The 13,281-nt window shown below is 68.2% G+C and carries 11 protein-coding genes; 4 read left to right on the top strand and 7 right to left on the bottom strand.

The features are described from left to right. Window positions 1-74 precede the first annotated feature (74 nt). Complete coding sequence (locus tag CQ045_RS00765; protein WP_105720797.1) at window positions 75-761, top strand: glycosyltransferase family 2 protein; 687 nt, start codon at window positions 75-77, stop codon at window positions 759-761. Between the two features lie 5 nt (window positions 762-766). Beyond that, window positions 767-1,147, top strand: coding sequence for a DUF2304 domain-containing protein (locus CQ045_RS00760; RefSeq protein WP_105721323.1), 381 nt, complete (start codon window positions 767-769; stop codon window positions 1,145-1,147). On the opposite strand, the gene CQ045_RS00755 is transcribed toward CQ045_RS00760, so the two are convergent. The 5 genes from CQ045_RS00755 to CQ045_RS00735 form a co-directional block, all read right to left on the bottom strand. Continuing rightward, on the bottom strand, window positions 1,148-3,103 hold the full coding sequence (locus tag CQ045_RS00755) for a DUF6541 family protein (RefSeq protein WP_105720796.1): 1,956 nt from the start codon (window positions 3,101-3,103) through the stop codon (window positions 1,148-1,150). After that, complete coding sequence (locus tag CQ045_RS00750) at window positions 3,100-3,837, bottom strand: ABC transporter ATP-binding protein (RefSeq protein WP_105720795.1); 738 nt, start codon at window positions 3,835-3,837, stop codon at window positions 3,100-3,102. Before CQ045_RS00750 ends, CQ045_RS00755 begins: the two co-directional genes overlap by 4 nt. Continuing rightward, complete coding sequence (locus CQ045_RS00745) at window positions 3,834-4,748, bottom strand: ABC transporter permease (protein WP_105720794.1); 915 nt, start codon at window positions 4,746-4,748, stop codon at window positions 3,834-3,836. Before CQ045_RS00745 ends, CQ045_RS00750 begins: the two co-directional genes overlap by 4 nt. A 77-nt stretch (window positions 4,749-4,825) precedes the next feature. Then, window positions 4,826-7,270 carry a VCBS repeat-containing protein gene (locus tag CQ045_RS00740; protein WP_105720793.1) on the bottom strand — a complete coding sequence of 815 codons (2,445 nt, stop codon included), beginning with the start codon at window positions 7,268-7,270 and terminating at the stop codon, window positions 4,826-4,828. 101 nt (window positions 7,271-7,371) lie between these two features. Further along, window positions 7,372-8,445, bottom strand: coding sequence for a glycosyltransferase (locus CQ045_RS00735; RefSeq protein WP_105720792.1), 1,074 nt, complete (start codon window positions 8,443-8,445; stop codon window positions 7,372-7,374). A 122-nt stretch (window positions 8,446-8,567) separates the two neighbouring features. Between CQ045_RS00735 and CQ045_RS00730 the strand changes: the two genes are divergently transcribed. Both CQ045_RS00730 and CQ045_RS00725 read left to right on the top strand, forming a co-directional pair. Then, window positions 8,568-10,331, top strand: a complete 1,764-nt coding sequence (locus CQ045_RS00730; RefSeq protein ID WP_105720791.1) for a DUF4012 domain-containing protein — start codon at window positions 8,568-8,570, stop codon at window positions 10,329-10,331. 143 nt (window positions 10,332-10,474) lie between these two features. Beyond that, window positions 10,475-11,059, top strand: a complete 585-nt coding sequence (locus CQ045_RS00725; protein WP_105720790.1) for a hypothetical protein — start codon at window positions 10,475-10,477, stop codon at window positions 11,057-11,059. A 210-nt stretch (window positions 11,060-11,269) separates the two neighbouring features. Here CQ045_RS00725 and CQ045_RS00720 read toward each other — a convergent pair whose 3' ends face one another. Both CQ045_RS00720 and purE read right to left on the bottom strand, forming a co-directional pair. Beyond that, window positions 11,270-12,724 carry an LCP family protein gene (locus tag CQ045_RS00720; protein WP_105720789.1) on the bottom strand — a complete coding sequence of 485 codons (1,455 nt, stop codon included), beginning with the start codon at window positions 12,722-12,724 and terminating at the stop codon, window positions 11,270-11,272. After that, entirely contained in the window at window positions 12,721-13,188 is a 468-nt protein-coding gene (gene purE / locus CQ045_RS00715; protein ID WP_105720788.1) for a 5-(carboxyamino)imidazole ribonucleotide mutase, read from the bottom strand. Before purE ends, CQ045_RS00720 begins: the two co-directional genes overlap by 4 nt. Window positions 13,189-13,281: the final 93 nt, after the last annotated feature.

Genomic DNA, 13,281 nt, shown 5'->3' with positions numbered 1-13,281 from the left:
TTCTCCTCGTGGTTCAAGAAGGGGACTCGGTCATCCTATCTGCTTGCCCAGGCGTTTCCTGAGAGGATAGGGGTGTGACCAACCCAGCCACTCCCGACTCCCATACCTGGGTTGTCGTCCCGCTGTACAACGAGGCGACCGTCATCGCCCGTGTCGTCGCGGGACTCCTCCCCCATTTCCCGAACGTCGTCTGCATCGATGACGGCTCCACGGACGGGTCGCTCGATGTCGCCAGGCAGGCCGGTGCCCACATCGTCGAGCACCCCATCAACCTCGGCCAGGGTGCCGCCCTGCAGACCGGCATCGACTACGCGCTCTCCCAGCCGGGCTGCGAGTACATCGTGACCTTCGACGCCGACGGACAGCACCGCGTGGACGATGCGGTGTCGATGGTGGCCGCGGCACGCGAGAGCGGCGCAGCGATCGTCTTCGGCTCCCGTTTCCTCGACGATCGCACCAACCCGGGATGGATCAAGCGGGTCATCCTCAAGACGGCCGTGTGGGTCACGAACATGACCACGAGCGTGAAGCTCACGGACGCGCACAACGGCCTGCGGGTCATCCGCGCCGACGCGGCGTCCCGCATCCAGCTCAAGCAGGACCGGATGGCGCACGCCACCGAGATCGTGCTCCAGCTGGGCGACACGGGCCTGCCGTGGATCGAGCACCCGGTCGAGCTGCTCTACACCGACTATTCGAAATCCAAGGGGCAATCGGTGCTCAACTCCGTCAACATCCTCGTCGACCTGATCGTCCGGTGAACGTCATGTGGATTCAGATCCTGCTCATCGCCGCCGTGATCGCGATCGGCGCCTTCTTCATGCGCCGCACGGGCGCCGACAGCCACCTGGCCATCCGTCGGCTCATGTTCGGAGCATTCGTGCTCGTGGCGATCATGTCCATCCTGTTCCCGCAGTGGCTCACCTGGGTCGCGAACCTCGTAGGAGTCGGCCGCGGCACCGACCTGCTCCTCTATGCGCTCGTGGTCGTGTTCATGGTCTTCGTCTACACGCAGTCCCGCAAGAACGCGGCGCAGCAGCGCAGCCTGACACTGCTGGCGCGCAAGCTCGCCCTGCTGCAGGCCGCAGGCGACACCGAGGACGAGAGCACGCAGAGCGCGCCGAACGGCGACACCGACCTCGACTAGTCAGCCGCAGGCGGTGATCCGCCAGAGGCTGGCTTCGCCCTCGGCGGCGACCTCCTCGAACCCGGGCTGACCTTCGAAGTCCGTCATACCCGGCATGAGGTACTCCCCCGGACCGGTCCCGCCGATGCCGAAGTCGAGGACGTAGTCAGGACCGCCGTAAGCGGCGAGGGCCTCGCAGATCGCGGGGTCTTCGCCGGCATCGCGCAGGCCCGCCGCGATCAGGTCCCATGCGAGCGACTCCGGAGGGGCCCAGGTGCGCGGAACGATGTCTCGCTCGCCGAGCACATAGGCGAAGCCGGCCCCGGTCGACGGGTTGGCGATGAGCAGGGCGTCTCTCGGCACGAGATCGGGGAGTTCCGTCAGGAGCCGGTGCTCGTCCTCCGAGAGGTAGCTGTCGGCATCCATGGCGTAGCGGGATTGCGTGTCGGTCTCGTCGGCGACCCGCAGCAGGATCACCGGCGCCAGCGCGATCCCGACCGCGCCCACCACGGCGATGACCGCCATCGAGACGAGTGCGACCGCGTCGCGGCGGCCACGGGAGAGCAGCGGAAGGGCGGCCGTGACGACGCGGACGATCATCGCGAGCCCGAAGGCGGCGAGCGGCACGACCACGATCGGAACCATCGCGGCGAGACGGAAGGAATCCCCGTACCACGGCCCCGTGAGCACCCTCTTGATGACCGGCAGGTCGGTGCCCACGCTCACGATGTAGAGCACCGAGAGAGCCGCCCAGCCGACGACCAGCCAGCGCACGCGCCTGTCTCGCACGGCGACGACGAGACCCGCCAGGAGGAGCACGCTCATGGCCCACGCCGGAGGAAGAAGCGAATGGCTGTTCACCAGGACATCGGCGACGGCACCGAACACTCCGCGGTACGACCGCCAGAGAACGGGGCCGGCGAGGTACGCCAGGGCGAGCCAGACGATCGCCACCGCAGCCCAGCCCCCTGCGATGACCGCCCAGCGGAGGACGGGACGCGCCCCCGGAGAGCGGATGCCCAGGAGCAGGCTGCCCGAGAACCAGAGCATCACCAGCAGGCCCCAGGCCAGCACCGACGACGGCTGCGACAGCGTCACGGCGGCCACAGCGAGGAGAGCGGCGACGCCCGGTCCTGCGGCGAGCCGCAGACGATCCCCACGCCTTGCTCCACGCCACGAGCGCACAGCCGTGATCGTGAGGGCGACGGCCGCGGGGACGACGGCGAGCGACAGCGCGTAGGGGTAGAGGACGCCCCACTCGAACATCAACTGCGGGAACGCCATCAGCCCGGCGGAGAGCGCGGCGGCCAGCGCTGTGACGATCCCGTCCCCCCGGCTGACGACCCGCGCCAGCAGTGTCACACCGAGCGGCCAGACGACGGCGGCGATGACGAGGGCCACCATGTTGACGGCGACGGGGATCAGTCCGATGTCGGGGACGACCAGCGACGTGATCGCATGCCACGCGGCCGGATAGAAGGTCGTGCCGCCGAGGAGGCCGGAGATGTCCAACGACGAGGAGGTCCCCGATTCCGCGACCCAGCGCAGGGCGTTCAGGTGGAACACGGCGTCGTTCGTCTGGGAGATCGCCGTCGGCGTGCCGATATAGGTCATCAGCCGCGCCGCGTTCAGCCCCGCGCCCACGACAAGTCCGGCGATCAGGAGGAGCGTGTTCCGCGCATGCGGACGGGGAGCGTCCGCGACGGCGCGACGACGGCGGATCCCGAAGGAGATCAGGAGAGTGACCGCGGCGATGGCCACGACGGCGAGCGTGACGGCGAGGAGCCCCCACCGGATGCCGAGGAAGGGGAACACGATCGCCAACAGGGCCAGCAGCCCGACGGAGATGCTGGGAGCCGACGCCCACAGCATCAGCCCGCGCAGGCGCAGGGCGAATCCGAGAAGCAGTCCGGGAAGGAAGACGACGAGCAGCGCGAGGAGGAGCAGCCCCGACTGCGCGAACCAGTCGGCGATCATTCGTCGACCAACGCGATCGCGCCCTCGATCTCACCGTCGTACACGACCTCGCCCTTGTTGATCACCACGCCTCTGGTGCACAGCTCTCGGACCATCTCCATGTCGTGGCTGACCACGACGAGGGTCTTCTTCTTCGCGATCAGCTCGCCGAACTTGAGTCGGCACTTCTCACGGAAGGGCGCGTCGCCCACGGACAGGATCTCGTCGACCAGCAGCACGTCGAGCTCGACATGGATCGCGACGGAGAAGGCCAGGCGCATGAACATGCCGGAGGAGTAGTGCTTGACCTCCTGATCGATGAACTGCTCGATCTCGCTGAACGCCACGATCTCGTCGTAGCGCTCCTCGATCTCCTTGCGCTGCATCCCGAGGATGGCCGCGTTGAGGAACACGTTCTCCCGGCCGGAGAGCTCCGGATGGAATCCGGCACCGACCTCGATGAGCCCGGCCACCCGGCCGCGCGTCAGCACCTCGCCCGCGTCGGGCTCCATGACGCCGGAGATCAGCTTGAGGAGCGTCGACTTGCCCGAGCCGTTGAGCCCGAGGATCGCGACCGACTCCCCCTCGTTGATGACGAGGTCGAGTCCCTTCAGCGCCTCGAAGGTGCTGCTGGTCTTTCGCCGACGGATCCAGGCCACGACCGTGTCCTTGAGGGACAGCGCATGGTTGAGAGTGAAGTTCTTGCGGACGCCGTCGACGATGATGCTCGGGCGCGAAGCGATTGCAGTGCTCATAGGTCTTGCGCGAACCTTCCCTCGAGGCGTCGGAAGACGAGCTGTCCGATCAGGAGCGTGGCAACGGCGATCAGGAAAGTCCACAGCGTGTTCCATCCCAGCCCGGGCGGCAGTTCCATCGCCGCGCCGGTGACCGGACGCCAGAAGGCGTAGTGGAACAGCTCGACGCCCTGCGTGATCGGATTGAGCATGTAGAGCTCCAGCATCCAGTCCGGCCAGCCGAGCTTGTGGAGCGCCTCCTGCACCATGGTCCAGGAGTACAGCACCGGCGACGCCCAGGTCGCGAGCAGGAGCAGCAGCTCGACGATGTTCTCCGCGTCGCGGAACCGCACGTTGATCGCGCCGAAGAAGAGACCCATACCCAGGGCGAACAGCGTCACGATCAGGATGCCCGCGAGTGCGGCGAGCACCGACAGCACCGTGATGCTCGTGATCCAGCCCATGAAGAGGCAGACGATCAGCAGGAGTGCGAGCTGCGGCAGGAAGTGGATGAAGGCCACCATCACCGCCGACACCGCGAACAGCTGACGTGGCAGGAAGACCTTGCGCACGAGGGGCGCGTTGTTCACGATCGACGTGGTCGCGTTCTTGAACGCCTCGGAGAAGAGGTTGATCACGACGATACCGGAGAACAGGTAGACCGGATAGTTCTGGATGTCCCGGTTGAGACTCAGGAAGAGCCCGAGCACCACCCAGAAGACCAGGAACTGCGCACCCGGACGGACGTAGGACCACGTCCAGCCCAGGACCGAGTTCCGGTAGCGCGTGGTGACGCCGGTCCGGACCAGGAGGTACAGGAGGTAGCGCCAGCGCACCACATCGATCAGACCGCGGCTCGTGCCGGGAGTGTCGAATGCGGTGCGCGGGACGACGGCGAAAACATCACGGGTATCGGTCACTGGCCCACTCATTCAGCTGCGGTGGCGGTCGCCACAGCGCACTTCAGTATCCTATGGCACCGCCTCTGAGCATCCTGAGGCGCGCGCGATCAGCCCAATGCCGTGAAGGCGGCCCACCCGTTGCCGATGACGCCGCTCGGGCCCCAGCCACCACGGCCATCGCCGCGGAAGAGGTAGAGATCGCCGTTGGTGTGCCTGCCGATCAGATCGAACGTCCCGTTGCCGTCGAAGTCGCCCGGGCTGAAGAGAGCGCTGAAGCCGCCCCAACCCTGGCCGATCCCGCGCGGGGTGCCCCAGCCGCCGGCGCCGTTGGTCGGATAGACCCAGAGGCGCGCGTCCGAGGTGCGCATGATCAGGTCGGACCGGCCGTCTCCGTCGAAGTCGCCCGCGTTGACGGCCATGTCGAAGCCGCCCCATCCGTACCCGATCTGCACGGCCTGGCTCGCCCAGCCACCGCGTCCGTCGCCCCGGTAGTAGACGAGGTTCCCGGCGGAGTTGCGTCCGATCACATCCGGGTTGCGGTCGCCGTCGAAGTCGATGCCGCCGACCAGGAGGGTCATGGTCTGCCACCCGGTTCCGATCAGAGCCGGCTGCCCGTATCCGCCCGGCGTGCCGGGGAGCAGCCAGAACTGGCCGTCGGCGGTGATGCGCCCGAGGTCGCGATAGCCGTCCCCATTGAAGTCACCCAGCGTGATCATGCGATCGCCGGCAGCCCAGCCGGAGCCGATCTGCTTCGATCCGCGCCAGGCGCCCGTGCCGTTGCCCCGATAGAGGTTCAGGTTGCCCTGCGGGGTGAGAGCCACGACATCCGGGCCGCCGTCGCGATCCACGTCGCCGGCGCCGGAGGGCATCGCCCGCGGGGTGACCACGGCCCCGCCCGAACCGGCCAGAGCGGAGAGGATCTGCCACCCGTTGCCGATCTTGCCGGTGGAGGTGATCGCGCCCGCGCCGTCGCCCGGGTACATGTACAGGTCGCCGTTCGCGGTCCGCGCGGCGATGTCGGTCACCCCGTCACCGGTGAAGTCTCCGGGGACGAAGATCGAGGTCATCCCACCCCAGCCCTGACCGATCTGACGCGAGCCGGTCCAGCCGCCGCCGCCGTCGCCGTAGTAGACGAACAGGCGACCGGAGGCGTCGCGCCCGACGAGGTCCGGGTTGCCGTCGCGGTTGAGGTCGACGTTACCCACGAGCAGGTTCATCCCCGCCCAGCCCCAGCCGATGCGGATCGGCGCGAGCAGGCCGCCCTTGTCGTTGCCCCGCCACAGCATGAGGTCGCCGTTGGTGCTGGTGGTCACGATGTCGGGGATCCCGTCCCCGTCGAGATCGCCTGCTGCCGTCGAGAGGACGACCGAGCTCCAGTCGAGGTTGAGCGACTGCGGCGCATCGAAGCCGGATCCGTTGCCGCGCAGGACGGAGACGCCGTTCTGCTGACGGATGATCAGGTCACGGGTGCCGTTGCCGTTGAGATCGCCGACCATCATGGCCGAGCTCACGCCGGAAAGACCGCTGGCCAGCTGCTTGCGGTTGCCCCAGAGCCCCTTCGCGAACGGGTAGCCCCAGAGCGCACCGGCGCTGTCGATGCCGAGCATGTAGGACGAGGAGTTCACGGAAGCGAGGCTCGGGCCGGTGGGGACCTGCGTCGATCCGAACCAGTCGGTGAAGTAGTTGTAGAAGTTGCGGTTGCCGTACGCCGAGCATCCGTCGCCCTCCCCGTAGCCGGCGCGCATCGCCGCCGCGTTCGGCTGGTAAGGCGTGTAGTAGTACAGAGCGGACGTCGCCTTGTTGGCCACGTACACCGGACCGGAGCCGCACGAGGCGTTGGGGTTGTAGAGGATGTTCCAGGTCCTGCCCGGTGCGTACCACTGGAACCACTTGCCCTCCATGTAGATCTGCATCTGGCGCGCTGCGCCGTAGATCTGATGGAAGAAGCCGATGTAGCCGGGGTCGCAGGCTGCGGTGTCGGGGCATCCCTGTCCCAGCGCGATGTTGAAGCGCCACGCGCTCGGCCAGGTGTGGGTGACGAGTCCCTGCTCCTTCTGGAGCATGACGATCAGGACCTGAGGGTTGATGTTGCACGCCTGTGCCACGCGATAGATGATCCGGGCCGCCGATTCGTTGGCGGCACCCGAGTACCCGCTGCAGTAGGCGTCGGCCGGACGCGTGACCGACGTGATCGTGAAGTCCTTGAGGCACACGATCGGCTTGCCGACCTCATCCGTGCCGCCGAGGCACCGCGAGACCTTGCTGTTGAAGAAGGCCTGGATCTGCGCCTCCGTCATCGTGTCCTTGTTCGTGAACACGGCATCGCTGATGATGTTGCCGGGTGTGAATCCGACCAGCGTGCTCTTCGCGAGACCTGTCGCTGCGGGGTCCGCAGCGGAGGCTGCGAGGCTCGCCGCGTTCGAAGGGACGGTGGTCGGTGCAGCGGCGGCGGGGACCACCGTGCCGATCACCAGGGCGGAGGCAGCGAGGAAACAGGTGAGGAGTCGGGCGGTCCTCAGGGTGTTTCGCGAGCGTGGGGCACGTCGAGACATGTGACCAGTGTGACGGAAGTTGCAGGATGATGCCACTGTTGCAGGGGTTACGCCAGAAGTTTTCGGCGTGTCGCCCTTATGCGCAGGTTGTTCTCAGCGAATCACAAGTCGGCGTGCAGGCCCCAGAGGCGCTCCGCGGAACTGGCCCAGGAGAAGGCCCGAGAGCGGTCGGATGCAAGGACGCGAAGCCTCTCCCCCGCCCCTTGTGTGGCTTCGACGACGGCATCGGCGATCGCCTCGGCGGGTACGAGCATCCCGCCGTCGGCGATGACATCGTGGTGCGAGCCGCTGTCGACGGCCACGACGGGGAGGCCGATCAGCATCGCCTCGACCGCGCGCCACGGCCATCCGGCCACAGCGCCCGTCGCTGCGAAAGCCGAAGCTCCCGCGAGGACAGCGGCGCGGTCTTCGGGCGGGAGTGCTCCCCGCACGTGCGCGCGTCGCTCCGGCAGCCCGACGGCAGCGGCTGCCTCGGCATAGCGCGGCTCCGCTCCCTCTGGCGCATCGAGGACGACGGCGTCGACGCCTGCGGCCACCGCGCCGCGGAATCCATCGGGCAGGGTCGCGAGAGACCCGGTGAGGACGACGTACTCGTCCGGGAGCGACAGCGCCGCGCGACGCTCTGCGGCATCGATCGGCACCGTGAACCCCCGCGGTGGGGCACCCGCGATGACGCGGACACGGTCGCCGACGCGGGCCAACTCGGACAAGCGCTCCGCGACGGCGTGCGACGGCACGACCACGGCGTCCGCATGCCGCACGGCGCGCCGGAGCATTCCACGCTGCCAGGCTGCGACGCCCTTCGGCAGGAGCTCGGGGGCGTCCCAGGCGCGCAGATCCCACACGGTCACGGTGGTCTGGTCGTTGTCATGGACGCGATCGTGACGCACGAGCGGCGCCATCAACGTCGGTGAGTGGATCAGTCCGCCCCCGACGCCCGGCGCGATTCCCAGTTGCCAGGATGCGGCGAGTTCTCTGCGTCCGAGACCGAGCGTCCGCACATCTCCCACACCGGCGACCGGCACCGTCGCGCCGGCAGGCACGATGGCATCCACCGTGCACCCGGAAGGCGCCGTCGCGACCAGCCCCCGCGTGAGATCCACCGAAGCGGCGGCCTGATCGGGATCGACGACATGCACGAGCTGATCCAGAACAACACGCAGCCGAGCACCCATACGATCAGGCTAGCCTCGCAGCGCCTGCGCGCCCCGGAGCGCGCCGCACGTGCCGCGCGAATGTCAGCGTTCCCACAGTTTCCGCCCCCCACGCGCCCAGCAGTTCGTGCTTGAATGCTCGGGTGAGCGATGGTCGACTTCCCGTCCGGCGCCGATGGATCGGGTGGACCGTCGGCATTCTGCTGTCCCTGCTCGTCGTCGCGGTCGGCTGGGTCGCCATCCGAGGGATCGGCGCCGTGAACGACCTCCAGCAGGTCGCGAAAGGCGCGACGCAGCTGAAGGCGTCGATCGCCTCCGGCGACCTCGAGGGCGCGCAGCCGGTCGCCCGGAGCATCGCCCGCAATGCGGCTTCCGCGCACGAGCTCACCTCCGACCCCGTGTGGCACGCCTTCGGCATCGTGCCGTGGCTGGGGCCGAACTTCCGCGCCGTGAGCGAGATCGCCGAGGTCGCCGACGCCGTCTCGACCGACGCGCTCACACCTCTCCTCGAGGTGGCGGGCGACTTCGACCTGGCCAGCCTCGGCTTCGCCGGCGGCACCATCGACCTCGCCCCGTTCGCCGAGATCGCGGAGCCGCTCGGCACCGCGGACACGGCCCTCAGCGCAGCGCAGCTGCAGGTGAAGCGCATCGACGCCGATGCCACCCTGCCTCCCCTGGCCGATGCGATCGGTCAGATGCGCTCCGCGGTCACGGAAGCAGCGACCGCGGTCGGCTCCCTTCATGGGGCAGCCGTGCTGCTGCCGACGATGCTCGGCGGTGAGGGCCCCCGCAACTACGTCCTGGCGATGCAGAACAATGCCGAGCTGCGCTCCTCCGGAGGGATCATCGGATCGATCGCCCTGCTGCACGCCGAGGGCGGCAGGATCACCTTGCAGACGCAGGCGTCGACGCGGGACTTCCCCGGCCTCGACGTTTCCCTGCCGCTCAGCGAATCCACGATCGCGCTGTTCGAGGACCGTCCCGGTCGATACCTCCAGAACGTCACCAACATCCCGGACTTCACCGAGGCGGGCGAGACCATCGCCGCGCGCTGGCAAGGACGTTTCGGGGGCACGGTCGACGGAGTCATCGCGGTGGATGCCGTCGTCGCGAAGCACCTGATGGAGGCCACGGGCGACCTCGCCTTCGGCCCCTTCACCGCGACGTCCGAGAACGTGACCGACATCCTGCTCTCCGAGATCTACGCCGTCGTTCCCGATCCGGTCGTGCAGGACCAGATCTTCGCACAGGCCGCCGGCGCCCTGTTCGGCGCCGCGCTCTCCGGTGCCGAACCGAAGGCGCTGATCGGAGCGCTGGCGGAAGCCGCGGGCGAGGGTCGGATCCGGATCTGGAGCGCGCACGAGGACGAGGAGGCGTTGCTCGCCTCCTCCGCGCTCGGCGGCACGATCCCCGAGGACGGCGCCGACGCCACGTATGTGGGCGTGCTCATGAACGACACCACCGGCGCGAAGATGGACTATTACACCCGGGCCGCCATCACGACCGCGATCGGAACGTGCCAGGGAACGCCCACGACGCAGGTGCGGGTGTCCTGGACCAACACCGCCCCCGCGGATGCGGCGACATCTTTGCCGGCCTACGTCACGGGTGACGGCTTCTACGGTGTGCCCCCTGGCACCGTGCGCACCCTGATCGCGATCTACGGACCGGAGGGCGCGACGCCGGCCCATGTCGACAGGGACGGCGAGGAGGAAGGCGTACAGACGGCCATGCTGGGTGACCGTTCCGTGGTTCAGCATGAGGTCTCCCTCGCTCCCGGAGAGTCGACGACGATCACGATCGAGTTCCAGGGGACGGGCGCCGGGGAGCGGTTCACCGAGGTACTGCACACCCCTCTGATCGAGGCCCCGGACACGACACGGGAACCTCTGCGCTGCGCATCGTGACTTTCCCCCGTCGATAGGGTACTGTCGACTCACTGGGGAATATCTGGGGTCTGCCATCCTGCCGTGGGGGCAGGAAGGCTCCACGCAGTCGGACGCAGGGGTGTGTCCGAAGGCGATTCCGCGTGAAATTCTGGGGAGAAATCATGCTGAAGAAACTGGCTGCCATCAGCCTTACCGCTGGCGCGCTTGTACTTGCCGCGCCTGTCGTCGCAACGGCCGCGCCGTCTGTTCCGGCCGCGTCGTCCGACTCGTATCCTTCGCCTCCCGGCGTCAAGGTCGGCGACCCGATCATCGACATCTGCGAAGTCTCGACCATCGTGTTCGGACCGGGGTACTTCCTGCCGTCCGAGAACGTGAACGTCTCGGTCTCCGGACTCAACGCAGGACAGGCCGCGGTCTCGGGCAACATCGCCACCGCCGACGGCAGCCTGACGCTCACGTTCCGCCCGCCGTCCGACGGAGAGGGCTCCTACGCCGTCGCCTTCAGCGGCTCGCGCTCGTACACCGCGACGATCACGGTCTCTCACGGCCACGACGCCGCGGCAAGCTGCGACCACGATCCTGGGGTCGCAGCAGCCGGTTCCGAACTGCCGCTCACGGGTGGTGGCTTCGAACTGGCGCTCACCGGCGGAAGCGTGTCGCCGTGGGTCCTCGGAGGCGGAGCAGCAGCTCTCGTCGCCGGCGGTGCCCTCGTCGCGGTCGGCGCATCCCGTCGCAAGCGCGCCTAGATCCGGCTGCCGCCTCGTGCGGTGGTCGACTGGACGACGGTGATCCCTCCCCCTCCGATCACCGTCGTCTGGTGCATCCGGTGAACATACCCACCGGAAGCCCACGGCCGTCCCTCCCCTCGGGTGGACGGCCGTGGGCTTTGCCGTGCTCGCGTGCATCGTCCCCGGAGCGCACCAGCGACGTCGACCGTCGGGCTGCTCCTCGCGGGATCACGGCTCCGGCGTCGGCGTCTCCGTCGGCGGGTGCAGCGACTGCTGGATCATGTCATGGATGTATGCGTAGTCAGGCTGATGCTCGTCCACGCCGAACTCCGGCGTGAGCTCGATCGGCGTGACCGGCTGCTCCTTCGCCTTGAGCATCAGGTCGAAGAACTCCGGCAGCTTGTCGGACGGCAGATCCGTGCTGATCAGTGCGGTTCCCGCTGCCGCGACCTCGTTGAAGCGGGTGAGCACGGTCTGCGGAGTGAACTGGGCCAGGATCGCCGCCTGCAGCTCGCGCTGGCGCTTCATGCGGTCCCAGTCGCTGGTCGTGTACCGCGAGCGGGCGTACCACTGGGCCGTATCGCCGTCCATACGCTGCTGACCGGGTTCGATCCAGCCGATGGCCCACTCGTTCGCGTCGTTGCCGCTCCACCCCTCGGGCGGGCCGCCCTTGGGTAGACGTTCCGTGACGTTGATCTCGACCCCGCCCAGCGCATCGACGAGCTCCGCGAAGCCGTGCATGTCGACGAAGACGTAGTACGGGATCTCGATGCCGAGCACCCCTTCTGCCGCATCCTTCGTCGCCTCGATGCCCGGTTCGGAGCCGTTCGCCACCGCGTCCGGGTAGAGCGCGGCGCCGCCGTCCTCGCGGCAGACCTCCGCAGCGTTTCGCACGTGGTTCATCCAGGCGTTCCACCCGCAGGTCGACGAGCCGTGCCCTTCGAATCCGTTCGGGTAGAGCTCCTGCATGGGGCTGCCGTCGCTGAACGGCGGGTTCGGAAGCTCTCTCGGGATGCCGGTGATGGTCACGGCACCCGTGTCGGCGTTCACCGACACGACCGAGATGCTGTCGAAGCGCATGGAGTCACGTCCGTCGCCGCTGTCCGCACCAAGGAGCAGGATGTTGTAATAGCCGTCGCTGGGCTCCACACTGGGCCCGCTCTGCCCGAAGATGGCGCCGATCGTGCTCCGGACCGAACCCACTGCGGTCGCCGCATACCCGGCCCCGCCGCCGACGAGTCCCAGCAGGACGAGGGCGACCACCGGTATGGCCAGGCGGGACGCACCGGGCACCTTCACGAGTCGCACCAGACGCAGGGTGTCGAAAGTCAGCACGACCCAGAGCACCACGTAGCCGACGAGCAGCACTTGCACGATCGTGAGGACAGCGGCGGAGAACAACCCACCGCCGATCGTGAGCCACAGCAGGACCGGGCGCGCGAACAGCGCGAGACCCACGGCGACGATCGCGAGGAACCAGGCGAGAAGAGTCGCACCGAGGCCGAAGCGGCCGAGCCGGCGGTTGCCCGCCAGTACCTGCGCGGAACCGGGCAGCAGGAGATTCAGCGCGACGAGCCACCAGCCGCGCTTGGCCATCATCCCCGGATCGGCGGAGTCCGGATGCCGCAGCGGCCGAGTCTCGATGAGCGGGCGCCGTGTTGCGCGCGGAGGCGCAAGGGTCACAGCGACCCCTTCAACCGTTCGTTCTTGTCCTCGACCTGGGCTTCGAGCTCGCGGGCATACGCCTCGACGCGGTCGGCGAGGTCGGCGTCGGCGGTACCGAGGATCCGTGCGGCGAGCAGGCCCGCGTTCCGGGCGCCCCCGATCGACACCGTCGCCACCGGGATCCCGGCGGGCATCTGCACGATCGAGAGCAGGGAGTCCATGCCGTCGAGGTAGGCGAGAGGCACCGGAACCCCCACGACGGGGAGAGGAGTCATCGAGGCGAGCATGCCGGGAAGGTGCGCTGCTCCCCCGGCACCGGCGATGATCACCCGGATCCCGCGTGACCGCGCTTCACGCGCATACGTCATCAGCTTGTCCGGAGTCCTGTGCGCCGAGACGACTTCCACCTCGTGCGGGATTCCGAAGTCGGTGAGGGCCTGAGAGGCGTCGCTCATCACGCGCCAGTCGGAGTCGGATCCCATGACGACGCCAACCAGAGGGTCGGCGGAGGAGTGCAGTGGCTCGGTCACCAGATCAGGCTACGGTCTGCCGCTGGGAGAAACCCCGAACGGCAC

Origin of the sequence: Microbacterium sp. MYb66 (assembly GCF_002979435.1) — a bacterium.
Classification (GTDB): domain Bacteria; phylum Actinomycetota; class Actinomycetes; order Actinomycetales; family Microbacteriaceae; genus Microbacterium.
The sequence above is the reverse complement of the archived record's forward strand: the minus strand, read 5'-3'. Positions and strand labels throughout refer to the sequence as shown.